This window comes from Streptomyces sp. ID05-26A (genome assembly GCF_033794685.1).
In the GTDB taxonomy this organism is placed as follows: Bacteria; Actinomycetota; Actinomycetes; order Mycobacteriales; family Pseudonocardiaceae; genus Lentzea.
Window position 1 is genome coordinate 285,078 of the sequence record NZ_JARAYZ010000004.1, and the last position, 23,900, is coordinate 308,977.

General features: G+C 70.7%; 24 protein-coding genes. 12 read left to right on the plus strand and 12 right to left on the minus strand.

What is annotated here, in order from left to right:
* Positions 1-42 precede the first annotated feature (42 nt).
* A complete protein-coding gene (locus tag PV646_RS32550; RefSeq protein ID WP_500346127.1) occupies positions 43-2,919 on the plus strand; it encodes an ATP-binding protein in 2,877 nt (958 codons plus the stop codon).
* Between the two features lie 9 nt (positions 2,920-2,928).
* Here PV646_RS32550 and PV646_RS32555 read toward each other — a convergent pair whose 3' ends face one another.
* From PV646_RS32555 to PV646_RS32565, 3 genes are all read right to left on the minus strand, one after another.
* Complete coding sequence (locus PV646_RS32555; protein ID WP_500346510.1) at positions 2,929-3,108, minus strand: CDGSH iron-sulfur domain-containing protein; 180 nt, start codon at positions 3,106-3,108, stop codon at positions 2,929-2,931.
* A 172-nt stretch (positions 3,109-3,280) separates the two neighbouring features.
* Positions 3,281-3,757, minus strand: a complete 477-nt coding sequence (locus tag PV646_RS32560; protein ID WP_500346128.1) for a DUF1360 domain-containing protein — start codon at positions 3,755-3,757, stop codon at positions 3,281-3,283.
* Between the two features lie 35 nt (positions 3,758-3,792).
* Positions 3,793-4,095: an SDR family NAD(P)-dependent oxidoreductase gene (locus PV646_RS32565; RefSeq protein ID WP_500346129.1), complete on the minus strand. Its 303-nt coding sequence runs from the start codon at positions 4,093-4,095 to the stop codon at positions 3,793-3,795.
* A 144-nt stretch (positions 4,096-4,239) separates the two neighbouring features.
* On the opposite strand from PV646_RS32565, the gene PV646_RS32570 reads away from it, so the two are divergent.
* Genes PV646_RS32570 through PV646_RS32580 form a run of 3 tightly spaced genes read left to right on the plus strand, consistent with a single transcriptional unit; the run spans position 4,240 to position 7,270 of the window.
* Positions 4,240-5,232 (plus strand): hypothetical protein, encoded by a 993-nt coding sequence (locus PV646_RS32570; RefSeq protein ID WP_500346130.1) that lies wholly within the window; start codon positions 4,240-4,242, stop codon positions 5,230-5,232.
* Positions 5,232-5,942 (plus strand): ABC transporter ATP-binding protein, encoded by a 711-nt coding sequence (locus PV646_RS32575; RefSeq protein WP_500346131.1) that lies wholly within the window; start codon positions 5,232-5,234, stop codon positions 5,940-5,942. Before PV646_RS32570 ends, PV646_RS32575 begins: the two co-directional genes overlap by 1 nt.
* Positions 5,942-7,270, plus strand: a complete 1,329-nt coding sequence (locus tag PV646_RS32580; RefSeq protein ID WP_500346132.1) for an ABC transporter permease — start codon at positions 5,942-5,944, stop codon at positions 7,268-7,270. The genes PV646_RS32575 and PV646_RS32580 overlap by 1 nt, the downstream gene beginning before the upstream one ends.
* Positions 7,271-7,392: 122 nt before the next feature.
* On the opposite strand, the gene PV646_RS32585 is transcribed toward PV646_RS32580, so the two are convergent.
* Entirely contained in the window at positions 7,393-8,178 is a 786-nt protein-coding gene (locus PV646_RS32585) for an aldo/keto reductase (RefSeq protein WP_500346511.1), read from the minus strand.
* Between the two features lie 51 nt (positions 8,179-8,229).
* Positions 8,230-8,994 (minus strand): SDR family NAD(P)-dependent oxidoreductase, encoded by a 765-nt coding sequence (locus PV646_RS32590; RefSeq protein ID WP_500346133.1) that lies wholly within the window; start codon positions 8,992-8,994, stop codon positions 8,230-8,232.
* 83 nt (positions 8,995-9,077) lie between these two features.
* Between PV646_RS32590 and PV646_RS32595 the strand changes: the two genes are divergently transcribed.
* From PV646_RS32595 to PV646_RS32615, 5 genes are read left to right on the plus strand one after another with little or no spacing between them, the layout of a single operon-like run.
* On the plus strand, positions 9,078-9,515 hold the full coding sequence (locus PV646_RS32595) for a MarR family winged helix-turn-helix transcriptional regulator (protein WP_500346134.1): 438 nt from the start codon (positions 9,078-9,080) through the stop codon (positions 9,513-9,515).
* A 22-nt stretch (positions 9,516-9,537) separates the two neighbouring features.
* Positions 9,538-10,629, plus strand: coding sequence for an acyl-CoA dehydrogenase family protein (locus PV646_RS32600; protein WP_500346135.1), 1,092 nt, complete (start codon positions 9,538-9,540; stop codon positions 10,627-10,629).
* Complete coding sequence (locus PV646_RS32605) at positions 10,629-11,231, plus strand: nitroreductase family protein (protein WP_500346136.1); 603 nt, start codon at positions 10,629-10,631, stop codon at positions 11,229-11,231. The genes PV646_RS32600 and PV646_RS32605 overlap by 1 nt, the downstream gene beginning before the upstream one ends.
* Positions 11,232-11,240: 9 nt before the next feature.
* The gene (locus PV646_RS32610) at positions 11,241-12,038 is read left to right on the plus strand and encodes a thymidylate synthase (RefSeq protein ID WP_500346137.1); all 798 of its coding nucleotides are present in this window, start codon (positions 11,241-11,243) and stop codon (positions 12,036-12,038) included.
* On the plus strand, positions 12,035-12,490 hold the full coding sequence (locus PV646_RS32615; protein ID WP_500346138.1) for a dihydrofolate reductase: 456 nt from the start codon (positions 12,035-12,037) through the stop codon (positions 12,488-12,490). The genes PV646_RS32610 and PV646_RS32615 overlap by 4 nt, the downstream gene beginning before the upstream one ends.
* Here PV646_RS32615 and PV646_RS32620 read toward each other — a convergent pair.
* The 3 genes from PV646_RS32620 to PV646_RS32630 are packed head-to-tail and all read right to left on the minus strand — an operon-like array spanning position 12,487 to position 14,256.
* Positions 12,487-13,026: a YciI family protein gene (locus PV646_RS32620; protein ID WP_500346139.1), complete on the minus strand. Its 540-nt coding sequence runs from the start codon at positions 13,024-13,026 to the stop codon at positions 12,487-12,489. The genes PV646_RS32615 and PV646_RS32620 overlap by 4 nt on opposite strands.
* Entirely contained in the window at positions 12,999-13,358 is a 360-nt protein-coding gene (locus tag PV646_RS32625) for an MmcQ/YjbR family DNA-binding protein (protein WP_500346140.1), read from the minus strand. Before PV646_RS32625 ends, PV646_RS32620 begins: the two co-directional genes overlap by 28 nt.
* A gap of 10 nt (positions 13,359-13,368) precedes the next feature.
* Positions 13,369-14,256 carry a proteasome assembly chaperone family protein gene (locus tag PV646_RS32630; RefSeq protein WP_500346141.1) on the minus strand — a complete coding sequence of 296 codons (888 nt, stop codon included), beginning with the start codon at positions 14,254-14,256 and terminating at the stop codon, positions 13,369-13,371.
* A gap of 147 nt (positions 14,257-14,403) precedes the next feature.
* On the opposite strand from PV646_RS32630, the gene PV646_RS32635 reads away from it, so the two are divergent.
* The 3 genes from PV646_RS32635 to PV646_RS32645 all read left to right on the plus strand — a co-directional run bounded on the left by PV646_RS32635 (position 14,404) and on the right by PV646_RS32645 (position 17,250).
* Positions 14,404-14,997, plus strand: coding sequence for a DUF4230 domain-containing protein (locus PV646_RS32635; RefSeq protein ID WP_500346142.1), 594 nt, complete (start codon positions 14,404-14,406; stop codon positions 14,995-14,997).
* A gap of 70 nt (positions 14,998-15,067) precedes the next feature.
* Complete coding sequence (locus PV646_RS32640; protein ID WP_500346143.1) at positions 15,068-16,675, plus strand: serine/threonine-protein kinase; 1,608 nt, start codon at positions 15,068-15,070, stop codon at positions 16,673-16,675.
* 53 nt (positions 16,676-16,728) lie between these two features.
* Positions 16,729-17,250, plus strand: a complete 522-nt coding sequence (locus tag PV646_RS32645; RefSeq protein WP_500346144.1) for a hypothetical protein — start codon at positions 16,729-16,731, stop codon at positions 17,248-17,250.
* Between the two features lie 4 nt (positions 17,251-17,254).
* Here PV646_RS32645 and PV646_RS32650 read toward each other — a convergent pair whose 3' ends face one another.
* The 4 genes from PV646_RS32650 to PV646_RS32665 all read right to left on the minus strand — a co-directional run bounded on the left by PV646_RS32650 (position 17,255) and on the right by PV646_RS32665 (position 23,745).
* The gene (locus PV646_RS32650; protein WP_500346145.1) at positions 17,255-19,267 is read right to left on the minus strand and encodes a transglutaminase TgpA family protein; all 2,013 of its coding nucleotides are present in this window, start codon (positions 19,265-19,267) and stop codon (positions 17,255-17,257) included.
* A 256-nt stretch (positions 19,268-19,523) separates the two neighbouring features.
* On the minus strand, positions 19,524-20,630 hold the full coding sequence (locus PV646_RS32655) for a DUF58 domain-containing protein (RefSeq protein WP_500346146.1): 1,107 nt from the start codon (positions 20,628-20,630) through the stop codon (positions 19,524-19,526).
* On the minus strand, positions 20,627-21,592 hold the full coding sequence (locus tag PV646_RS32660; RefSeq protein WP_500346147.1) for an AAA family ATPase: 966 nt from the start codon (positions 21,590-21,592) through the stop codon (positions 20,627-20,629). Before PV646_RS32660 ends, PV646_RS32655 begins: the two co-directional genes overlap by 4 nt.
* Positions 21,589-23,745, minus strand: coding sequence for an NHL repeat-containing protein (locus tag PV646_RS32665; protein ID WP_500346148.1), 2,157 nt, complete (start codon positions 23,743-23,745; stop codon positions 21,589-21,591). Before PV646_RS32665 ends, PV646_RS32660 begins: the two co-directional genes overlap by 4 nt.
* Positions 23,746-23,900 lie beyond the last annotated feature (155 nt).

Genomic DNA, 23,900 nt, shown 5'->3' on the forward strand with positions numbered 1-23,900 from the left:
CGGTCGATACGGAGACCCCATCGGGACCGTTAGGGTCCAGACATGCAGACCCGAGCGCCCCACGTGGTCGGCCGTGATCGTGAGGTCACGGCCATCACGGGGGCCCTCGCACACACGCGGGAGTCCCGTGGCGGCGCCGTCTTCCTCACCGGCGAGGCGGGGATCGGCAAGTCGAGGCTCGCCCGGTACGCGGCGGGCCAGGCGTACGACGAGGGCATGCGGGTGCTCAAAGGACGCGGCACGACCATCGGCCCGATGGTGCCGTTCCGTCCGATCGCGGAGGCCCTGCTGGGGTTGTTCCGCGGCGAACCGCCGGACGACTCCGCGCTCGGGCCGTACAAACCGGTGCTGGGCACGCTGATCCCGGAGTGGCACGACCACAGGTCCACGAAGGAGTCGGTCGTCGTGCTGGCCGAGGCGGTGCTCAGGCTGCTCGCGTCCGTCGCGCGCAAGACGCCGTGCCTGCTCGTGCTCGAGGACCTGCACGAGGCGGACGCGGAGACGCTCGCGGTCGTGGAGTACCTGGCGGACAACCTGGAGGACCAGCCCGTCCTGCTGCTGGCCACGATCCGCACCGAACCCGGCCACGCGCTGGAGCTGGTGCACAGGATGGTGCAACGAGGTTCCGGCGCGCTGGTGGAGCTGCACCGGTTGTCGCAGGACGAGGTCGGCCAGATGACGAGCGCCTGCCTGGAGAGCACGCTCGTCCCGGCCGAGCTCGTCGATCGCTTGTGGACGGACAGCGCCGGGAACCCGTTCGTCATCGAGGAACTGTTGCACGGCATGGTGAGCAGCGGCCTGCTCGTCGCCGGGGCGCACGGCTGGCAGGTGCTGGGCGAGCTCAAGCTGCCCGTGCCGGCGGCGTTCGTGCGCAGCGTCGCGCACCGCACGGACCGGCTGGGGCCGCAGGGGCGTGAGGTGCTGTCCATCGCGGCGGTGCTCGGCCACCGGTTCCCGCTCTCCGTGGTGCAGAAGGTGACCGAGATCGACGACCGCCGGCTGCTGAGCCACCTGCACGCCGGGGTGGCCGCGCAGCTCGTGACGCCGGACGAGCCCGCGCCCGACTGGTACGCGTTCCGGCACCCGCTCACCGCGGACGCGCTGCTGGCCCAGCTGACCCCGGCCGAACGCGCGGACCTGTCGTCGCGCACGGCCGACGCGGTCGAGGACCTGCACCCCGGCCTGCCCGGCGACTGGTGCCCGCTCGTCGCGAAGCTGCGGTTCGACGCGGGATCCCCGACGCAGGCGGGACTCCTGTTCGCCGAGGCGGGCAAGCGGGCGTTGTCGGGTGGCGCGGCGGAGTCGGCCGTCTCGTTGCTCGACCGCGCGCAGGGCCTGCTCACCGACGAGGCCGAGGTCCGGGCCGAGGTGCTCGACACGTTGCTGCCCGCGCTGGCCGAGACCGGTGACTTCGAACGGGCTTTCGCCCTGGAGGTGAACGACCTCCACGGCCTGGACGGCCCGCTGCGCGCGAAGCTCCACACGCGACTGTCCCGCGTCGCCTACCTCGCGGGCTGGTTCACCGAAGGCGTGGAACAGGTGCGCATCGCGCGGACGTTGCTCGGCCAGGACGCGCCGGACGACCTGGCCGCGCAGCTCGACGTCAACTCCGCCTACCTCACGCTGAACATCCCGAGCACCGACCGGATCTCGTCCGCCGCGGGCCTCGCGCGGCAGGCGGCGCTGGCGGCGGACCGGGCCCAGCTGCCGATGGTGGCGTGCGAGGCGTGGCAGCTGCTCGGGATCATCGCCCGCGAGCACGACATCAACGAGGCGAACGCCTGCTTCAGCAAGGCTCTCGCACTCGCGGACGAGCACCAGCTGCCGATCCAGCACGTCTACGCGCTGGTCCGGCTGGCGGGCAACGACTGGCTGGAGACCGGCAGCACCGCGTCCCTCGGCCGCACGCACGCCGAGGCGTGGCGGACGGGCGCGATCACGGTGGCGCACAACGTGGACGCGATCCTGGCGCTGCAGTCGGTGCTGACCGGCGACTACGCCGGGGCGGCCGAGGAGGTCGAGCGGTGCCTGCGCACGACGACGCGCCTGCGGTTCCACGCCCTGACGCGCTACCTGCTGATGACCAAGGCCGTGCTGGCCGGGCACCGGGGCAACCGCGCCGAGACCGAGCACGCCGTCGGCCAGTTCGAGGCGGTCGCGAAGAGCGGGGCGCAGGAGTACCCGCTGTGCTTCGGTCTGGCGCGCGCGTTCTGCGCGTTGCTGGAGGAGAACCACGCGCTGGCGATGACGGAGCTCGACCGCGCGCTCGCGCTGGAGTCGCAGAACCCCACGACGTTCCACCTGTCCGGCACGCACGGCATGCGGGTGCTGCTCGGCGTGCTCGACGGCCGGTTCGGCTGGACCGACTACCGCTCGCTCACCGCGGCCTCGGCCTGCGGGATGCGGTGGAACCGGCAGTTCACCGAACTGGCGCACGCGGTGCTGCTCGGGCGTGACGGGCTCTGGGAAGAGGCCCGGCAGGCGTTCCAGCGCGCCCAGGAGGCCGCGGAACTGTATCCGCTGGCCCGGCACCTGGGCCGGCGGCTCATCGCCGCGGAGGCGGCGGAGTGGGGCGATCCGGTGTCCTGGCTGCGGTCGGCCGAGGAGTACTTCCACCAGGCCACGATCCCGGCGGTGGCGTCGGCGTGCCGGGGCCTGCTGCGGCAGGCGGGAGCGCCGGTGCAGCAACGGCGCAGCGGCACCGACCAGGTGCCGCGGCAGCTGCGCGGGCACGGTGTGACGGTGCGCGAGTTCGAGGTGTTCGTGCTGCTGGCTGATCGAATGGGCAACAAGGCGATCGGCACGCGGCTGCACATCTCCCCGCGCACGGTGGAGAAGCACGTCGCGTCGCTGATCGCCAAGACCGGCCAGCCGGACCGTGAGGCGCTGTCCACCTACGCGGCCGCGATGGGGCGCTGACGCTCGCTGTCACTCCGGCGTCCTGTCGGTGCGGACGCGCTTGCGGTGACTGGTGTCGCAGAAGGGAAAGCGTTTGCTGCGGCGGCACGCGCACACGGCGACCACGAACCGGTCGCTCGTGTGCGTCACCCCGTCCTCGGTGACCAGCTCGACCGGCCCTTCGACGAGCATCGGCCCGTTGGGCACCATCGTCACCTTGCGGACGTTCTGGCCGGTCACCTCGGATCACCACCAGTTCTCTCGCGCCTCACCTTCGTGGGCTCCCCCGCCGGAAGAGCTTGAAACACCGTGTTTTTCGAGGTTTTTCACGGGTACACGAGGATGTGCTGCGCACCGCCGGCTCAGGCGTGATGCCCCGGGTTCACGACTTCAGCTTGTCGTAGCCGATGTTCAGCGCGTCGGACGCGGCCACGGCCGTGAGCGCGGTCGACACCAGCCTGGTCAGCCTCGGCGCGAACACCAGCCCGGCGGTGAGCCCGCTCGCGATCCACACGCCCGCGCAGAACGGGCACGTCAGCAGCTCACCGATCGCGTGCCGCGCAGGGTTGTCCGAGCGCACGGTCTCCTTGAGCTCCGCGTGCCCCGCCGGTTCCTCGTAGCGGGTGAACGGGGCCCGGATCGGGCTCGTCACCGCCTCCTTGGTGAGCAACCGGCTCGCCTTGTGCGTCGCCACGGCCACGAGCGCGGTGTCACCGAACGAGAACCGCTCGGGCAGCCGGACGCCGGTGAGGCGTCCCGCGACCGAGACCGCTCCGGCGAGAACCACGTAACTGCCGATGGCGAGCAGGTAGCCGGGGAGCGGCCTGTCCTCGCCGTAGGCCTGCCAGATCCGCTTCACGCTTCGAAAACCCTTCTGCCTCGTTGCACCGCCGCTCACTCGGCCGCAGATCCGGGCTCGGTCATCGTCTGCATCGTTCGCGCCTTCACCGCGAGCACGTCGACCGGGCGCCCGAGGGCGCGGACGCGCGAGACGAGGGATTCCACGCCGTCGTACCCGCGCAGGTCGGCGCGCACCGGTTCGACGCGCACACCACCGCTGCGCAGCCTCAGTAGCGCGGCCGCGTCGTCAATCCTTTCGTCCTCAGCCACAACAACGAGGTCGAAGGCGTTGTCCGCGAGGACTTTCGCGAGTTCGTACCCTGTTCCACTGGACGCACCGGTCACCACGGCAAGCATTCACAGGCCATCTCCTTCCGGGTCAACGCCCGGATACCCATGACCACCAGGTCGATGCCACATCGGCCGAAAGACTGATGCAACCTCCACGGCCCATCGGGTGTCCTTATCGGTAGGTTGGTCGAAACGACATGGGGGACATTCGTGCGCAAAATCGTTCTCGCGCCGCTGTGCGCGCTGGTCACGGTGACCGTGGCGGCGTGCAGTCCGTCAGGTCCGGACCAGACCAATCCGGAGCTGGCGCCGCGCGGCACGCCGATGACCAAGGTCAAGCCCACCAGGCAGGACCTGACCACCAAGATCAGCATCGCGGGCAAGGTCGACCTGAACCCCACGTTCGGGCTCGTCGCGCCGGTCGACGGCGAGGTGCGGTACTTCGACGTCCCGACGCCGAACGGCACGCCGACGAAGCCCATCCGGGTCGCCACGGTGTGGAAGAACCAGACGCCGAACTACGTCGAGGCCCCGGCGGGGTCCACGTTCAGCGGCCGGCTCGTCGACGACAAGGCGACCGTGAAGGCGGGCATGCCGATCGCGTCGGCCAAGCACGCCGGGTACGCGATCGTCGGCGACATCGACGGCCAGCAGGCGTACAAGATCAGCGGTGCGCTCACCGACGTCGTGGTGCAGATCAAGAACGGGCCCGGCCCGTTCCCGTGCACCGTGCTCGGCACGATCGCCGCGCTGCCGCAGGGCACCGTCCCGGAGAAGCCGCCGGTCACGCCGGACACCAAGGACGAGAAGAAGGACCAGCCGCAGCAACCCCAGCAGCCGCAACAGCCCCAGCAGCAGCCGAGCGCGTCGACGGGCCTGCGCATCGTGTGCACCGCGCCCGCGGACGTCCAGATGATCAACGGCGCCACCGCGTCGATCGAGGTCACGACGGGCAAGTCGGCGCAGGCGCTGGTCGTGCCGGTCGAGGCCGTGGCGGGCCAGCAGGGCAAGGGCAAGGTCGACGTCATCTCGCCGGACGGCTCGCGCCGCACCACCGACGTGGTGCTGGGCCTGACCGACGGCAAGGTCATCGAGGTCAAGTCCGGTCTCACCGGTGACGAGGAGCTCGCCGTGCCGGGCCCGAACGTGCCCGAGGGCCAGCAGCAGCAGGGCGGCGACCAGAGCAAGCCGACGGGTCCGTGATGACGCAGACCTTCGAACAACCCACGGTTCAGGTGCAGGCACCGCTGCTGCAGCTCAACGGCATCACGAAGGTCCTGAAGGGCCAAGGGGAACCGCGCACCATCCTCTCCGGCGTGGACTTCACCGTCCACCCAGGACAGAGCGTGGCGATCCTCGGCAGGTCCGGCTCGGGCAAGTCGACGCTGCTGTCGCTGATCGGTCTCTTCGACCGCGCCGACGAGGGCCAGTACTTCCTGCACGGCAACGACATCACGAAGCTTCCCGAGCGCAGGGCCGCGGCGTTGCGCAGCGCGGAGTTCGGGTTCGTGTTCCAGCGCTTCTTCCTGCTCAAGCACCTCACCGCGGCGCAGAACGTGGCCATGGCGCTGGTGAACGGCCAGGGCTGGTCGTCGCCGCGCAAGCGCAAGCAGCAGGTGATGGAGGCGCTGGAGCAGGTCGGCATCGCGCACCTGTCGAAGTCCAAGCCCACCAGGCTTTCCGGCGGTGAGCAGCAGCGCGTCGCGATCGCCCGCGCTCTCGTGCGCAAGCCGCGCATCATCCTCGCCGACGAGCCCACGGGCGCGCTCGACACCGAGACCGGCAACCTCGTCGTCGAGGTGCTGCTCAACACGACCAGGCAGGGCTGCGGCCTCGTGCTGGTCACCCACGACCACGACCACGCACGCAAGATGGGCCGCGTGATGGAATTGCGCGACGGGCGGTTCAACTGATGCTTTCCGGCAAGTTCCGGTCCGCCCTGGTCATCGGCGGACAGGGCATCCGCGCCCGAAAACTGCGCACGTTCCTCTCGATGGTCTCGCTGTTCCTCGGCGTCCTCGCCGTCGTGGCCGTGCAGGCGGGGTCCGAGATCGCCGAACGCGCGATGCTCACCGACGTCGAACTGCAGTCCGGCAAGGACGGCACGGTCCGGGGGTACGTCCCCGGTGAGAAGGGCGCGCCGGCCATCGTCGAGTCCACGCTGAAGGGCCGCACCGACGCCGTCGCGATGATCAGCTCGAACGCGATCATCGGCGAGCCGGGCGTGCGGCCGATCAACGAGGGCGGCATGCCGTTCGAGTACGCGGGCCAGGGCCGCAGTTACTCCGGCCCGATGATGATCTGCGACTCCAACGGCACGTGCCAGGAGCAGAAGCAGCCGGAGAAGAAGCCGGACGGCCAGGCCATCGAGGTCAACATGGTCGCGCTGACCGGCGACATCCGCCCGTTCAAGCCGTTCCGCCCGGTCTCCGGCAGCTGGCTGGAGTTCGCCTCCGCGCCGTCGCTCGCCCCCCGGATCGTGCTGAACGAGGAGGCAGCCAAGGGGCTGCGGCAGTACCGCGTGCCGGGCGAGATGACGATCGAGGGCGCCACCCACCACGTGACGCCGCAGATCATCGGCGTGGTGCAGGACGGCGACATGCAGCCGCGCGTCTACATGCGGCTCGACGAGCTGCGCACGTGGATGCCGTCGGCCACGGAGACCACCAACCCCAACCAGTTCCGGGGTGGCGGCACGAGCCTGGACCTGTTCATGCAGCCCGGCACGGACGACCTGCAGCAGCTGATCAAGGCGAAGCTCGTCGGCGCCGGGATCCCTCAGGACCAGATGCAGTTCCAGACGGTGAAGTCCAAGGAGCGCATGGAGTCCGAGCTCCGGATCATGCGGCTGATCTTCCTCGGCATGGCGTTCCTGGTGCTGCTGATCGGTGTCGCGGGCATCCTGAACGTCGGCCTCGCCACGGTCGGCGAACGCGTCGAGGAGTTCGCCCTGCGCCGCGCCGTGGGCATGTCACGACTGCTGCTCGCGGGCATCGTGCTCGCCGAGACGCTGCTGACCGGCCTGCTGACCGCCGCGCTGGCGATCGGCGCGGGCGCGGCCGGGTTGCAGGTGGCGCTGATGATGTTCGGCAGCAGGTTCCCGTCGCTGGCGGGCACGACGTTCCCCTGGGAGGCAGGCGTGGCCGGCGTGATCGCGGGCCTCATCGCCGGTGTGCTCGGCGGGCTCATCCCGGCCATCCGCGCGGCACAGATTCCCATCGCCACAGTCATGCGAGCCTGAGTGCTGTGGCCGCCGAACCCCGCTCCGGTGTTCGGCGGCCACAGCGCTGTCCGGCTCGTCGCCGGCGAAGCCCCGGACCGCGATCAAGCGGGCCGGGGCTTCGTGTTTCCGCGACACAGGAACTAGTTCAGCTCGTCCGGGTTCGGCCCGATGCGGCCGCCGCGGTCCAGCTCCGACAGCGCCTCGACCTCGGCGTCCGGCAGCTCGAAGTCGAACACGTCGATGTTCTCCTGGATCCGCGACGGCGTCACGGACTTCGGGATCACGACGTTGCCGAGCTGCAGGTGCCAGCGCAGCACGACCTGCGCCGCGGACTTGCCGTGCGCCAGCGCGATCTTCTGCACGACCGGGTCGGTGAGCAGCTCGCCGCCCTGGCCGAGCGGCGACCAGGCCTCGGTCACGATGCCGTGCTCGGTGTTGAACGCGCGCACGTCGGCCTGCTGGAAGTACGGGTGCAGCTCGATCTGGTTGACGGCCGGCACGACACCGGTCTCGTCGATCAGCCGCCGCAGGTGCGCGGGCTGGAAGTTGGAGACGCCGATCGCGCGGACGCGGCCCTCCTTCTGCAGCTCGACGAACGCCTTCCAGGTGTCGACGTAGTTGTCGCGGGCCGGGGTCGGCCAGTGGATCAGGTAGAGGTCGAGCACGTCGAGGCCGAGTTTGCCCATCGACGCGTCGAACGCGCGCTTCGTCGCGTCGTAGCCGTGGTCGTCGTTCCACAGCTTCGTGGTGACGAAGACGTCGTCACGGTCCACACCGGACTGGGTGATGGCCGCGCCGGTGCCGGCCTCGTTGCCGTAGGCGGCGGCGGTGTCGATGCTGCGGTAACCCGCCTTCAGCGCCTCCGCGACGGCGGGGGTGGCCTCCGCGTCCGGCACCTGCCAGACGCCGAAACCGAGCTGGGGCATGACAACGCCGTTGTTGAGCTTCACGGTGTTCAAGAGAAATCCTTACTGTGCTTACGGGATGAGCGTCGGTGCGGTGCCGCCGTCGACGCGCAACGCGGCTCCGGTCGTCGCGGACGACAGGTCCGACGCGACGTAGGTGATGAGGTTCGCGACCTCGTGCGGGCGGATCAGGCGGCCCAGCAGCAACGTGGGGCGTTCGGTGCGGACGAACTCGGCCTCGCCGCCCTCGCCGACGCGGTCGCGGATGAACTCCTCGACGCCGGGCGTGAGCGTCGGGCCGGGCAGCACCGAGTTCACGGTGACGCCGGTGCCCTTCACGGACTGGGCCATGCCGCGTGCGATGGCGAGCTGCGCGGTCTTGGTCATGCCGTAATGGACCATCTCGGTCGGGGTGAAGACGGACGACTCGCTGCTCACGAAGATCACCCGGCCCCAGCCGCGCTCGACCATGCGGGGCGTGTAGTGGCGGGCGAGCCGGACGCCGGACATGACGTTGGTGTCGAAGTACCGCTGCCACTCGTCGTCGTCGATCTCGAAGACCGGCTTGGCACCGTAGATGCCCAGGTTGTTGACCAGCACGTCCACGTCCGGCACCTGGCCGACCAGGTCGGCCGCGCCCTCGGCGGTCGCGAGGTCCGTCGCGACGCCGCGCACGTCACCGTGGGCGCTGAGCTTGCCGACCGCCTCGGCCACGCGCTCCTCGCTGCGGCCCGTGACGACGACCGCGGCACCGGCCTTGAGCAGGCCCTCCGCCACGGCGTACCCGATGCCGGCGGTGGAGCCCGTCACAAGTGCCGTGCGTCCCGACAGATCCATGTCTCTCCCCGGTAGACTTGTTGAAGACGATTACAAGCGTACGCAATAGTTGCAGACGCTGTCTATTCGAGAAGGGTTGACCTATGTCACTGGACGACGACGCCGTCCAGGCGCGCGCACAGGGCTGGCGCACGCTCGCGGCGTTGCACGCGCGCATCGAGGACCGCCTCGAGAGAGCACTGCAAAAGGCGCACGCCCTCTCCGTCAGCGAGTACACCGTTCTGGACGTCCTCAACCGCCAGGACGGCTTCCACCTTCGGATGAACCAGCTCTCCAACGCCGTGGTGCTCAGCCAGTCGGCCACGACGCGCCTGGTCACGCGCCTCGAGGACCGCGGGCTGCTCGCGCGTTACCTCTGCCCCACCGACCGGCGCGGCATCTACACCGAGGTCACCGAGAAGGGCCACGAGCTGCTCGCGCTCGCCCGCCCCACGCACGACGAGGTGCTGTCCGAGTCACTCGAGGAAGCGTCCGACGCCCCGGAGCTCAAGCCACTCGTTGAGGCGCTCGCCAAGCTGTAGCTGTTCGAGCAAGATCGCCCGCATGGATCTCCACGCCCTGATCCGCGCCGAGGCTCCGGCCGCCGAACAGCAGCGCGCCCTGACCGAACCGGTGCTGACCGCGCTCGTCGACCACGGTGTGCACCGCCTGATCGCCCCGAAGCGCTACGGCGGCGCCGAGCTGGGGCTGCCCGAGTGGAGCCGGGAGGTCCAGGAGCTCTCGCGGGCCGACGCCTCGACCGGCTGGACCGCGATGACGACCACGACCTCGTCGTCGCTGGCCTGGTACCTGCCGACGGACGCCGCGGACGAGATCTTCGGCGACCCCCGCGCGTTGATCGCGGGCACCGCCGCACCGCTGGGCAAGGCCGTGGAGGCTGACGGCGGTTATCGCGTGACCGGCCGTTGGGGCTGGGGCAGCGCGGTCGCGTACTCCTCATGGGTCATCGGTGGCACCTTCACGCCCGTGGGCCCGCGTCTGGCCGTGTACCCGCGTGCGGACGTGACGATCCACGACACCTGGCACGCCGCCGGCCTGCGCGCCACCAGCTCACATGAGTTCTCCGTCGAGGACGCCTACCTGCCGTCGAGGCGCGCGGTGTGGCCGATCGGCATCACGCCCGGCATCGAGGGTCCGATCACGGTCTTCCCGTACTTCAGCTTTCTTGCCGTGGGCGTCGCGTCCGTGTGCCTGGGCGTGGCCCGCCGCGCGATCGACGAGATCGAGGCGCTGGCCGTCGGCAAAACGCCGCAGTACGCGTCGACCCGGCTCGCCGAGCAGACCGGCCTGCAGATCGAGCTCGCACTGATGGAGGCGCGGCTGTCGTCCGCGACCGCGTTCCTGCACGAGACGCTGAGCACCGCCTGGGCGCACGCGCTGAACGCGGAACAGGCTCCGGACGCGGTGAAGGCACGGCTGCGGCTGGCCTGCTCGTTCGCCACCGGTGAGGCGGCGGACGTGGCGCAGAAGGCGTTCGCGGCGGGTGGCGGCAGCTCGGTCTTCGAGTCGTCCGCGCTGCAACGCTGCCTGCGCGACGTGCACGTGGCCGCCCAGCACACGGTGGTGTCGCGGCGGATGCTGGAGACCTACTCGATGCTGCGGCTGGGCCTCGCCCCGGACATGACGAGGTTCTGATGGACGCCCTCGAAGCGATCATGACCACGCGGGCGATCCGCCGGTTCACCGACGAACCCGTCTCCGAGGACGACGTCTGGACGTGCCTGCGCGCGGCCCAGCAGGCGCCGTCCGGCGGCAACGTCCAGCCCACCCGGTACCTGGTCGTCACGGATGCCGAGACGCGCACGGAGGTGGGCAAGCTCTACCGCAGCGCGTTCACCAGGTACTCCGAGATGGCGCCGGAACGCACGGACGCCGTCGGTCTGCGCATCGGCCGCTCGGCGAACCACCTCGCGGACACCCTGGCGTCCGTGCCGGTGATCGTGTTCTTCCTCATGCCTCGGCTGCCGTCGCTGGTGGACGGCATCGACATCGGCCCGGTGCACGCGTCGGTCTACCCGGCCGTGCAGAACTTCTGCCTGGCGGCGCGGGCGCTGGGCCTCGGCACCACGCTGACCACGGTGATCCGGGTGCACCACGCCGAGGCGCTGGAGCTGCTCGGCGTGCCGGAGAAGTGGGAGATCGCCGCGATGGTGCCGTTGGGACACCCCGCGGAGAAGTTCTCGGTGGCCCAGCGGCGGGACGTGTCGAAGGTGACCAGTTTCAACCGCTGGAGTTAGGGTGCGGGCATGCCCGACACGCAGTACGAAGACCTGCTCCGCCACGTCCTGAAGGAGGGCGTGCGCAAGGAGGACCGCACCGGCACCGGCACGCGGTCGATCTTCGGCCACCAGCTGCGCTACCCGCTCGCCGCGGGCTTCCCGCTGATCACGACGAAGAAGGTCCACTTCAAGTCGATCGCGTACGAGCTGCTGTGGTTCCTGCGCGGCGAGAGCAACGTGAAGTGGTTGCAGGAGCACGGTGTGTCCATCTGGGACGAGTGGGCCTCCCCCGAGGGTGAGCTCGGCCCCGTTTACGGCGTGCAGTGGCGTTCGTGGCCCACCCCGGACGGCGGGCACGTCGACCAGATCGCCGAGGTGCTCAGGACGCTGAAGACGAACCCGGACTCGCGGCGGATCATCGTCTCCGCCTGGAACGTCGGCGAGATCTCGAACATGGCGCTCCCGCCGTGCCACGCGTTCTTCCAGTTCTACGTGGCGGACGGCAAGCTCTCCTGCCAGCTCTACCAGCGCAGCGCGGACCTGTTCCTCGGCGTGCCGTTCAACATCGCCTCCTACGCGCTGCTCACGCACATGATCGCCGCGCAGACCGGCCTCGGCGTCGGCGACTTCATCTGGACCGGCGGCGACTGCCACATCTACGACAACCACGTCGAGCAGGTCGAGCTGCAGCTCAGCCGCGACGCGCGCGAGTTCCCCGCGCTGAGGATGGCGGACGCCGCGTCCCTGTTCGACTACGCCTACGAGGACTTCACGATCGAGGGTTACGACCCGCATCCCGGCATCAAGGCTCCGGTGGCGGTGTGATCGGGCTGATCTGGGCGCAGGCCGCGAACGGCGTCATCGGCCGCGACAACGCCATCCCGTGGCACGTCCCGGAGGACATGAAGCACTTCCGGGAGCTGACCGCGGGCTCGGCCGTCCTGATGGGCCGCCGCACCTGGGAGTCGCTGCCGCCGCGCTTCCGCCCGTTGCCCGGCCGCCGCAACCTGGTGCTGTCGCGCACGGCCCAGGAGGGCGCGGAGACGTTCTCCTCGCTGGAGAAGGCGCTGGCGGACGTCACCGGTGACCTGTGGGTGATGGGCGGGTCGGCGGTGTACGCGGCGGCGCTGCCGTTCGCCGACCGCGTCGAGGTGACGGAGATCCGCGAGTCGTTCGAGGGTGACACCTACGCGCCCGCCGTGGACCGGGAGCCGGTCAGCGTCGGCGAGTGGCTGGAGTCGAGCAGCGGGCTGCACTACCGGTTCGTCCGCTACTAACGCCGTCCGCCGGGCTCCCACTCGTGCACCTCGACCGCGTCGTAGCGGCCCGCGGTCAGCACCGCCGCGGGGTCGGCCGACCTGACCAGCGCCGCCGTCCCGAGCCAGGCCGCGCCGTCGTCGGACAGCAACGGTCCGTACGCGACCAGGCCCTCCGCTCGCGCCGGCGCGGGGTCGGCGGGCTCACCCGAGCCGAACCCGAGCACCAGATGGCCGCCACCGCCGGGGAAGTCCCACATGGTCCGCCCGAGCACGTTGCGCCACCTGCGCACCAGCACGTCGCGGTAACCACCGGCCTGGTAGACGGGTTCCTCGAACGCGAACGCACGGGCCGCGGCCGCGTCCGGCACCTCGACGACGTGCACGCTGCCGGTGAGCACACCGTCCGTGAACGTGGGGCCGCGAGCGATGAGCTCGAAGCCGTCCATGTAGGACCAGTGCTCGTGGAGAAGCTTCTCCCGCAACGGCATCGAGCCCGGCCTGTCCCGGTGGAAGCAGAAGAACTCCGTCACCGGCGACGCGCCCGTGCGTGCCACGCCTCGACGATCAACTCTTCCAACTCCCCCACCTCGATGTGTTCCAGCCGCACCAGGATCGCCGGATACCCGTGGAAGTGCGGCGTCGTGAAGTAGACCGAGCGGTCCGAGGCCAGCAACGCCTCCTTGGCGCCCAGGTCCGGCACCCGCGCGGCCAGGATCGGCCCGGACGGGGCCGCCGCTCCCAGCGCGCTGAGGTCGTTCTTGCGCAGCGGCCGTTCCCAGACGAAGAGCTTGTCCTTGACCCGCCAGTCGACGACGCCCTCCCGCACCCGCTCCGTGACGTCGGGCATGGAGGTGGCGATCCTGTGCACGTCGTCCCAGGTGGCCATCGGCTTGCTCCTACAGGTGGTCCGGCGGACGCTGCTGCTCGGCCAGGAACCTCTCGAACTCGGCACCCAGTTCGTCCGCGCTGGGGATGTCGGTGTTGCCGACAGTCTGGATGAACGCGTCGTACTGCCGCTCGAGCGCTTCCACCACCTGCGAGACCTCCTCCGACTCCGCGACCTGGCGGTGGATCTCGGCGTCCGCGGCCTGGGCGGCGTCGACCAGGCCGCCGATGGGCAGCGCGAGGCCGGTGGCGCGGGCCAGGGCGTCGAGCAGGGTCACGGCGGCGTTCGGGTACTGCGACTGCGCCAGGTAGTGCGGCACCTGGGCGGCGAAGCCCATCGCGTCGTGGCCGGCCTGGCCGAGGCGGAACTCCAGCAACCCGGACACGTTGCCCGGCACCTGCACGCGGTTGAAGAACGGCTGGTACTCGCTCACGAGCTCAGGGCGCGTGGCGTGGCCGATGACGTTCAACGGCCGTGTGTGCGGTACGCCCATCGGGATGCCGTGGAAGCCCACGGTCAGACGCACGCCCCAGCGATCGATCAGCGAGCGCACGGCCTGGATGAACGCCTCCCAGCGGCGGTCCGGCTCAGGGCCGGTGAGCAGCAGGAACGGGTGACCCGCGCTGTCCCAGAGCAGGTGCACGACCAGTGCGGGGGCGGCGTAGTCCTCCCAGTGGTCGGTCGCGTAGGTCATCAGCGGGCGGCGCGAGCGGTAGTCGATCAGGCCGTCGACGTCGAAGCGCGCGATGATCCGGCTCTCCAGCGTCTCCAGCAGGTGTTCGGAGAGCAGGCGTCCCGCGGCGCCGGCGTCCATGAAGCCCTCGAAGTGGTGCAGCAGCACCGCACCCGTCAGGTCCGGCACCTCCGAGTCCACCTCGTACAGGTTCTCCGGGTCCACCGCACGCCTCCTGATCAATCGCTCTCGTCTCGTCCAAAGCCAACCACGTGGACACGGAACTGATTCCGCACGGGTCGATTAGCCCATACGGACCGTGTGCGCGCATCACCTCACGGGTACTCCCACGCGGTGGACAGGCGCTGGGTGATGCGTGGAACTCTGGTCGCGGCCGTCGTCATTCTCCTTGGCGCGGCGGTGTACGTCTTCGGCCAATTCAGGCCCTTCGGTTACGAATCCATCGACCGCAGTCAGCCCGCGATGCTCAAGTCGGTGCGGGACCTGAGCCAGTACCACGCCGCGGCGGGCGAGTTCCAGGTCGTGCTGGACATCGAGAACGACGTGAAGTGGGTACCCGCGGCGCTGGCGGGCGACCGCACGCTGTTCGTCGCGGCCGGGTCGGTCAACGCGTTCGTGGACCTGGGGACGCTGAAGGACGACGGGCTGGTCGTCTCGGCGGACGGCAAGACCGTCGAACTGCGCGTGCCGAAGGCGCAGCTGGACAAGCCGAACCTGCACCACGACCGTTCGTACGTGTTCAGCCAGGAACGCGGCCTGATCAACGATCTGCAGGCGCTGGCGGGACCTCCCGACCAGCAGAAGTTCTACGTCGCCGCCGAGGCCAAGCTCGCGGAGGCGGCCAAGCAGTCGGAGCTGCTCAAGCGGGCCGAGGACAACACCCGCGTGATGCTCACCGGAATGCTGCAGTCGCTGGGATTCCAGGTGAAGGTGGCCACCGACTGATCCGAACCTTTCCGGCCGATCCTTCCGAACGTTCAGCGGTGACCACAGCACTCCGGGATAGGATCCGCCGGTGGAAGACGATCTGATGGCCTGGGCTCCGGCACAGGGCGCCGCGCAGGCGCCCGGCATCGTGTTGCCCGGCTTCAGCGCCTTCCGCGTGATCGCGCAGGGCGGCGAGGGCACGATCTACCGCGCCCGCCAGGACGGTCTGGGCCGTGACGTCGCGGTCAAGGTGCTGCAGGTGACGGACCCGGCGACGGTGGCGCGCTTCCGCCGTGAGCTGGCGATCACCGTCGAACTCGGCCGCCAGCACCCGCACATCGTCACGGTGCTCGACACAGGGACGTTGCCGGACGGACGCCCGTGCATCGTCATGGAGTTCTACGAACGCGGTTCGCTGCACGACCGGTTGCGCGCCATGGGCCCGTTGCCCGTGCCGGACGTCATCGCTGCGGGTATCGCGGTGGCGGACGCGCTGGCGTTCGCGCACGGCCAGGGCATCCTGCACCGGGACGTGAAGCCGCAGAACGTCCTGGTGCTCCCGACTTCATACGTGCTGGCCGATTTCGGCATCGCGCGCGGCGCCGACGCGGGGCATTCCGCGTCGCTGCAGATGGTCAGCTACCGGCACGCCGCCCCGCAGATGCTGGAGGGCGCCACGCCGTCGTTCGCGGACGACGTCTGGTCGCTCGGCTCGACGCTGTTCACGTTGCTGGAGGGCAAACCGCCGTTCGCGTCGGACAACCCGGACGAGGACACGCTGCTGTCCTACGTCGGCCGAGTGAGCAGTGGCGAACCACGGTCGCTGACCCGGTTCGACGTGCCGGCGTGGCTGGTCGCGGTGATCGAGCGCTGCCTGCGCAAGGACCGGGCCGAGCGCTTCGGTTCGGCGCTGGAGCTGCGGGACGCGTTGACGGCGGCGAACTCGGGCACCGCGCTGTCCACTGTGGACCCGGACGCGACGGCGATGCTGGGTGAGCGTCCCGACTTCTACCCGGAGGGCCCGACCGAGGCGCCGGGCTTCGGTCCGCGCGGCTTCCAGCCCGAACCGGAACCCGAACCGGAACCCGAGGCCGAGCGCGACGATTCGTGGCGCGGGCAGCTGGAAGACCTGACGTACCGGCAACGCGACTTCGTCCCGCCGCCTCCTCCTCCGCGTCCCGTTCCGGTCGCGGTGCTCCCCAGCGTGGAGCTGCCTCCCGTCGAGCCGATGACGGCGCCGGTCCCCAAGAGCAAACGCGGTGGAGTGCTCGCGTTGCTGGCGGTGATCGCGGTGACGGGCGGGATCGCCGCGGGCGTGGTCCTCAACCGCGGCGGCGACGGCCAGAAGGCCCAACCACCAGTGACCACAACGACACCGCCTGTGCCGACGTCGGATTCGGCGGACGCGGGCCCGTCGCCGAACACCGACCCGAAGTTCGTCCCGGTCCTCAAGCGCGCGGAGTACAAGGGCAGGTCGATCGAGCTGGAGTGGACCGATCCGAGCGACGGCCAGGCCCAGTTCGTGGTGGTCGACGTGACCGGTGCCAAACCGACCGCGCTCACGACGGTGACCGGCGGCGGCACGAAGTACGTCGTCGAGGACGGTGGCGGCGACCGGCGGTGTTTCCAGATCGCGGCGCTCGGCCTCAACGGCGAACGTGGCAGCTCCGCAAAGGTCTGTGCCAACAAGAACTGAACGATGCGGGCCCGATGTTGTTGCGGGCGCACGAACTGGCGTACGGTCCCCCGGTGCAAAGCGCTCGTTATGCCGGCCCACCGATGTTCGCTCGTGGACGAAAGCGCCGAACACTTGTGTTGTGGGCGGCCGTTCCGCTCGTCGTCGGCATCGGGATCGGTGTGCTGATCGGCGGCGGCCTCCAGTCCCGGTCCCCCCAGAACACCGGTGCCACACCGACGACGTCACCTGTGCCCGATCAGCTCGAATACACGGACATGCCCTGTGACCCCGGATCGTCCGTCCTGGTGCTGCACTCGCTGGAGGGCGCGATGTCCGAGGCGGACGTCCGGGTGCTGGTGGACTACGAGACGTTGTGGGTCAAGTACCGCCAGAACGCGAGCCCCGCGCTGCGCGGCCAAAGCGCGTTCCTGAGCAGACGCGACGACGTCTGCCCGGTCATCGTCCCGGAGGACACGCGGTTCACGCAGTTCATCTGGATCGGCCCGTTCCCGTCGGAGACGGCACCGGCGCTGTGCGAGGCGCTGCTCAAGGTCACCGGGAAGAACTGCATCCCCGCCCAGGTCGTGCGCTGATCCGTCAGCGCCGGAACAACGGCCTCGGGTCGACCGCCCAGAGGATCCTGCGCCACCAGGTAGCCTTGCGCCGCACCGCTTTTCGCACCTGCCGGGCGAGCCGCCAGCTGTTCTCGTGGTGTGCCGGCCGCGGCGCGAACGCGGCCTGGTCGACCATGACCGCCAGTTGAGCGCCCGCGTCGCCCCACTCACGCGCGACGTCCGGCACCGTCCGGCTCGGTCTCGGCCTGAGCCCCGCGAGTTGTAATGCGTCGAGCACCTCGTTCCACGCTCCGACCGGCCCTGCCGCCCGGAACCGGAGACGACGGGACGTGCGTGCCACGAACAGCACCATGAGGATCAGCACCGGCGCGAACACCCAGAACGGGAAGCCCTTCGGTGCGGCGGGCGCGGCGGTGTTCTCGGCCTGCACCGCGGTCGGCTGCACCAGCGGCGGCACCGACGGCAACGAGGTCGGCGTCGGCTTCGCGGTGGTCGACGCGAGCCGGTTCAGCACCTCGCGCTTCGAGGCGGCGCTCGGCCCGCTTCCGTTGCCGGACACGGGATCGAACGCGACCCAGCCCCACCCGCTGAAGTACACCTCGGGCCACGCGGTGGCGTCCGCGGCGCGCACGATCCGTTCACCGTTCTGCTCGGGCACCGGCTGGAACCCGACCACCACCCGCGTGGGCAACCCGACCGCCCGTGCGAGCACGGCGTACGCCGACGCGAACTGCTCCGCAGTCCCAGCGCCGGCCCCGGACTCCCCGGCAGCCCCGAACAGGAACGTCTCCAGCCGCGCGTAGGACGACCCGACCGGCGCCTCGGCGTCCGGCCTGCGGTTGAGCCGCACGACCTGTTCCAGCGCAACGGCCTTCTCGTACGGCGTGCGCGCGTTCTGCGTCGCCTGCCGTGCGTACTCGGCGAGCGTGAACGGCAGCCGCGGCAACGCCGTGTACTTGGTGGCGGTCGTGGGAACCTGTGCCTCAGCCAGATCCGCGTCGGCCGGCGTCTCGACGACACCGCGGACCGTGTAGCTCAGCCCGGTCCTGAGCCCGTCGGCCACCACGAGCGACCCGGTGTCCGGATCCACCATGGCGTTGCTCAGCGACACCGCCTGCGGCTTCCCGACCCCCGGCAGCCACTCTCCCTGCAACCCGGTGATCCGCAGATCCACACTGGCGTCCTGGAACTTCCCGCCGGTGGGCAGGTCCGGCGCGTCGACCACACCGAGCGGCCCGTACGTCGAGGCCGCCTCCCACGACGCCCCGGAGTACCGGCTGAGCGTCACCAGCCGCACCGGCACCTCGGGTCCGCGCATCCGGAACAGCTCCGCCTCCCCCTGCGCCGCCCACGACGCGAGCTGCGGCAGCGGGTTGGAGATGGCGATGTCCGTGACCGGCGGCGTGACGAGCTTGCGAGGCTCGAACCCGTTGGTGGGCAACACGAACGTCAGCAACGTGAGCGCGGCCAGCACCGTCGCGAGCACCGCGGGCGGCACCACGGGCCCGCGCCGGTCGATGATCAGCCAGCCCAGCGCCAGCAACGTCACCAACGTGAGCGCGACGAGCCCGTACCGGTCCGCGCGGCCTGTCGTCAGCAGCGCCGCCGACACGTACAGGGTGGCCGAGCCGAGCGCCGGCACGAAGAGGGCGGTGCCGCGCTTGGTCACCGACAGCACCATGCCCGTGGAGATGCCGATGATGAGCAGCAGTCCGGGGACGAGCAGTTCGGGCGTCGCGGGTGCCGGGCGGGCGGCGGTGAGGAGCCTCGGGACGGTGTCGAGCAGGACCCACGTCGGGTCGCGGTCCGGGGACGCGCCGCGGGCGAGGAAGAACCCGCCCGCCATCGCCGCGACCATGACCGCGAGGGCGGCCAGGCCCGCCGGGACGATCCGCTTGAGCAGCAGGGCCGCGAAGCCGGCCGCGGCGGCGAGTCCGAAGTAGAGGGTGGCGCCGTCCCAGGCCTGGGAGAGCTGGAGCGCGCCGACCAGGAGGAGGGCTGCGACCCAGGCGAACTTCATCAGGGAGTTGCTCATCGGGTCACCGCCGTGAGCGTCGGGCCGACGGGGAGGACGGCGTTGAGGAGAGCAGGGTTGGGGAGGACGGAGCCAGGGCGGGCGGCGCCAGCGCGAACCGCGTTGGGGAGAGCGGCATGAGGGCGGCCCGCGCCAGCCCAACTGCGCTTCAGGCCGGTGCTCGCCACGCCAGGCGCGGTACGCACTGCCAGGCCTCGTGCGGCACACCCCGCCACACCACACGCGGCACGCGCCGCCAGGCCTCGTCCACCGCGCGTCATCGCGCCACCACCGCGTTCCACGAGTCGACCAGGTCCTCCGCCCGTGCCCCGCTGACCACCAGCACCGAACCCGCCGCCCCCACCGGCCGCTTCTCGTCCACCACCAGGACCACGCCGAACGCCGCCCGGCCCGCCTCCAGCACCAGGGCCGGAACCTGCTTGCCGCTGACCACGGCCACCACGTCGAGGTCGCGCACCGGCACGGTCGGGCGGCCGTCCACGTCCTTCAGTTCGAGGTCGGCCAGGGCGGACAGGATCGGCGCCGAGTCCTGCTGTTCCTCGATGTCGGTGCCGCCGGACGACGTCAGCAGCCGCACCGGGTGTCCCTGCTCCAGGGCCGAGGTGATGAGGGACGCCGCCACCTCCACGGCCTCCTCGAAGCGCTGGGCTTCGGCGTACGAGGACTCGCTGTCGTCCAGCAGCACGGCCAGGTGCGGGCGGGCCGGGTCGGCGTCCTCTCGGATCATGAGGGTGCCGGTGCGGGCCGAGGTGGCCCAGTGCAGGCGCCTCAGGTCGTCGCCCGGCACGTACTCGCGCAGGCCCACCAGGTCGGTGCCGCCGCGCTCGACGCGTTCGTCGGCTCCCACCTGGCCTCGGCGGGCGCCTGACGGCAGGCCGCGGACTGGCAGGACGCGCGGGATCACCCGTACCTGGACGACCTCGCCCAGCACCGTGCGGGCCTGTGCCAGGCCAGCCAAGCCCTTGCGGCGCAACGTCAGCGGGCCCACGTCGAAGACGCCTCGGCGTTCGGTCGGGATCGCGTAGTCGACGGCCTCGACCTCGCCGGGCTTGAGCAGCGGTACGTCCACGTCCATCGGGGCGCCGGCCACCATGTCGACGGCGTCCAGCGCCACCGGCCACCTGCCGGTGGACGAGAGTTCCAGGCGGCCGTTGCAGCGCGCGAGTCTGGGGACGGTGCGCGGGCGGACGGTGCGGGAGACCGAGAGTGGCGAGGCGATGAGCACGGAGACGATCGAGGCGATGACCAGTGCGGTCAGTGCCAGGCCGAACGCCGCCATGCCCGCGTAACGCCACCACAGACCGACGCCGAGCATCAGCAGGCCCAGCACCGCGGTGCCGGTGCCGCGCACGGTGAGTCTCATTGTGCCGCGGGCTTGGGCACCGCCACGTGCGAGAGCACGTCGGCCAGCACCTCCGACGTCGTCACGCCCGACAGGACGCTCTCGCGCGTCAGCACCAGGCGGTGCGCGAGCACCGGGTCCGCGATGTCCTGGATGTCCTGCGGCACAACGAAGTGCCGGCCCTTCGACGCCGCGTACACCTGTGCGCAACGCACGAGCGTGCGCAGGCCACGGGTCGAGGCGCCCAGGCGGAGCCGTTCGTCGGAACGCGTGCCCGTGCCCAGGGACGAGATGTACTGCAGGATCGGGTCCGCGACGTGCAGCAACTGCAGGCGGCCGCTGAACGAGCTGATCTCGCGCGGCGACGACACCGTGCGGACGTCGGCGATCCGGCCCGCGCCGCTGCCGGGGCGCAGCACGTCCAGCTCGTCCTCGACCGACGGGTAGCCGATCGAGGTGCGCAGCATGAAGCGGTCGAGCTGCGCCTCGGGCAGGCGGTAGGTGCCGTCGAGGTCGATCGGGTTCTGCGTCGCGACCACGAGGAACGGATCGGGCACCGCGTGCCCGATGCCGTCGATCGTGACCGTGCGCTCCTCCATGACCTCCAGCAGCGCGGACTGCGTCTTGGCCGCCGCGCGGTTGATCTCGTCCGCCAGCACGATGTTCGCGAACACCGGACCCGGCCGGAACCGGATCTGGCCCGTCTGCGGGTCGTAGACCGAGGTGCCCGTGACGTCGGACGGCAGCAGGTCCGGCGTGAACTGCACGCGCCGCGACACCCCGCCCAGCGCCCCCGCGACGGCACGCGCCAGCGTCGTCTTCCCGGTGCCCGGCACGTCCTCGAGCAGCACGTGACCGCCCGCGAACATCGCCACCAGCACCAGGTCGACCACGTCGCGCTTGCCGCGCACGGCGCTCTCGACCGCGTCGCCCAGGCGGGTGTGCAGGTCGCGGAAGGCCGAGACCTCACCGGTGTCGATCACTTTTCCTCATCTCCACGACGACGAGCACCGATGCGCAGCAGGAACGCACACGCCAGCAGCCCGAGGCCACCCGCACCCATGGGCGCGGTCTCCACCCCGGCCGGAACCATCCGCGGAACGCAGCCGGGCTTCCCCTGGCACTCGTCGATGATGTACATCGCGTTGCGCGACGCCGAGTCGACCTGGCCACCGCCGGACGCCGCGTAGGCGCGCACGACGATGAGGTTGCCGCCCTCTTCCAGGTCGATCTGCGCAGTGGTGGCGTTGCACGGGATTCCGACCGCGTAGCCCTGCGTCGTGTTCACGACCTCGCAGCGCCCGTTGTGGCTCGCCCAGTCCGCGGGCGGCGCCATGTTCACGGTGCGCCTGGGAAGCATCCGGCCACCGGTGATGCTCGTGATCACCACGGCACCCGCGCTCGGCAACGAGGGCGGTGGCGGCGGAGGCGGCGGAGGCGGCGGGGTCGTCGTGGTCGTCACCGGCGGCGGAGGTGGAGGCGGCGGAGGCGTCGTGGTCGTCGTCACCGGCGGGGGCGGCGGCGGGTTGTTCGGCGGCGGCGTCACCGTGAACGCGGCCATGCCCGCGGCACCGGCGACCGAAGCCGTCGACGCGCGCACCGTCACGTCCAACCGGCCGCTGGTGCAGAACGTGGAACCCGCGCAGGGCACCGAGAGATCGACGGACGTGCCCGCCGACTGCGCCGACACCGAGCCACCGCTGAACGAACCGGAGCCCGACACGGTGTAACCGACGATCGGATCGGCCGACGTGGCCGCGTTCCAGCTCACCGTCACGACGAGCGCGGAGGCGTTGCGGGACTTCTCCCGCACCGAGACGCCCGCGGGCGCGGCCGGAGCCGTGCCCCCGGCGGACGGCGGCACCGACGGCGTGGACGGAGTCGAGACCTCGGTGGTCGGCGGGGGGTTGTTGCCGTTGCCGGGGTTGCGCGGCGGCTTCTGCGGCTCGTTCGGGTTCGGCGGCGGGGGTGGCGGCACCGAAGGCGGCGGCGAGCGGTCCGGGTCCTTCACCGGGAGTTCGGGGCTGCGGATCGTCAGCGAGCGCGTCGCGCCGTCCGGGTCGACCAGCACACCCGACGAGGAGCCCGGCACGTTCACGAACAGCCGGCCGTCGTCGAACACGAGCTCGGGGTCGGCACCACCGGACGTGCGGACGTCGTCGCCACCGCGACTGCCACCGCGGTCGAGGATGATGACCTTGCCGGAGCCCTTGCAGGGCACGTAGACCTTGTCGCGGAACACCGCGGGCCGGCCCGGCTTCGGGCACCCCATCGCGCCGACGTCGACGCGGAGCACCTCACGGCCGACGACCAGCACGACGACCGAGGACGACGGCACCGACGCGGGCACGAGGTCGATCGGCGAGGACTGCGCGGCGATCACCTCGGCGTCCGAGCGGTCCGTGGACGAGTCCACGTCCTCACCCGTGCCGTCGCGCACGACGACACCGCCGTCGAGACCGATGAGCGTGACGCCCTGGTCGTGCGGCACGAGAACGGTGCGGGGCCCGGCGCCGGTGACCTGGCGGTGCGAGCGCTCCTGGAACCGCTCCTCGTCGTCCGACCAGTCGAGCGACCTCAGCGTGCCGCCGTGATCGACGAGCCAGAGCACGCCGCGCTCGTCCACGACGGCGTCGGCGAGCGGCTGACCGGCCTGCCAGCTCTGCCCGATGTCGGCCAGGGACAGCGGATCGGCGGTGTGCACGGTGCCGGACGCGCGGTCGACGACGAACACCATCCCGTTCGCCACCAGCACCTTGCTCGTCGCACCGGGCGGCGCCTGCCGGCGGCCGGAGGCGAGCAGCGTCGCCAGGTCGATGACGGTGATCTCGCCGGTGCGCCGGTTCAGGACGATCAGCCGGCCGTCCTCCTGCGCGATCTCGAGCTGCGAATCGGGGCCGCTGATCTGCAACCGCGTCTGCGGCTTGCCCGAACCGGGGTTGATCTGCACGACCTCACCGCGCTGGTCGTCGCCCAGCCAGGTGAGCCCGTCCGACACCGCGACCGACGTGCGGGAGATGCCCTGCCCGAGCGCGGCGCCCGCGAGCACCAGAACACCCAGCAGTGCCGCGACGAAACTCGCCGACTCCCGCCCTCCACCGGAGATAATGCGTCTGATCCGGTGCCACCAAGACATAACGCGCCCTCCCTCGCCCGCCGGGGATGCTAACCCCCGGCTCTGACAACTTCGGGCGGCGCATGGTTCCCGGTTCGCCCGGCCAGCCGGTTGGCAGACATCAGTGAATGTAATGACGGGGTCTGACAGTTTTGGAAAACGTATGGCGTTCCCCC

Coding starts and splice junctions, on each gene's coding strand:
- PV646_RS32550 (WP_500346127.1), top strand. CDS start 43: ATGCAGACCCGAGCGCCCCACGTGGTCGGCCGTGATCGTGAGGTCACG.
- PV646_RS32555 (WP_500346510.1), bottom strand. CDS start 3,108: ATGGTGCCCAACGGGCCGATGCTCGTCGAAGGGCCGGTCGAGCTGGTC.
- PV646_RS32565 (WP_500346129.1), bottom strand. CDS start 4,095: ATGCTTGCCGTGGTGACCGGTGCGTCCAGTGGAACAGGGTACGAACTC.
- PV646_RS32575 (WP_500346131.1), top strand. CDS start 5,232: ATGACGCAGACCTTCGAACAACCCACGGTTCAGGTGCAGGCACCGCTG.
- PV646_RS32580 (WP_500346132.1), top strand. CDS start 5,942: ATGCTTTCCGGCAAGTTCCGGTCCGCCCTGGTCATCGGCGGACAGGGC.
- PV646_RS32585 (WP_500346511.1), bottom strand. CDS start 8,178: ATGCCCCAGCTCGGTTTCGGCGTCTGGCAGGTGCCGGACGCGGAGGCC.
- PV646_RS32590 (WP_500346133.1), bottom strand. CDS start 8,994: ATGGATCTGTCGGGACGCACGGCACTTGTGACGGGCTCCACCGCCGGC.
- PV646_RS32595 (WP_500346134.1), top strand. CDS start 9,078: ATGTCACTGGACGACGACGCCGTCCAGGCGCGCGCACAGGGCTGGCGC.
- PV646_RS32600 (WP_500346135.1), top strand. CDS start 9,538: ATGGATCTCCACGCCCTGATCCGCGCCGAGGCTCCGGCCGCCGAACAG.
- PV646_RS32605 (WP_500346136.1), top strand. CDS start 10,629: ATGGACGCCCTCGAAGCGATCATGACCACGCGGGCGATCCGCCGGTTC.
- PV646_RS32610 (WP_500346137.1), top strand. CDS start 11,241: ATGCCCGACACGCAGTACGAAGACCTGCTCCGCCACGTCCTGAAGGAG.
- PV646_RS32625 (WP_500346140.1), bottom strand. CDS start 13,358: ATGGCCACCTGGGACGACGTGCACAGGATCGCCACCTCCATGCCCGAC.
- PV646_RS32635 (WP_500346142.1), top strand. CDS start 14,404: ATGCGTGGAACTCTGGTCGCGGCCGTCGTCATTCTCCTTGGCGCGGCG.
- PV646_RS32650 (WP_500346145.1), bottom strand. CDS start 19,267: ATGAGCAACTCCCTGATGAAGTTCGCCTGGGTCGCAGCCCTCCTCCTG.
- PV646_RS32655 (WP_500346146.1), bottom strand. CDS start 20,630: ATGAGACTCACCGTGCGCGGCACCGGCACCGCGGTGCTGGGCCTGCTG.
- PV646_RS32665 (WP_500346148.1), bottom strand. CDS start 23,745: ATGTCTTGGTGGCACCGGATCAGACGCATTATCTCCGGTGGAGGGCGG.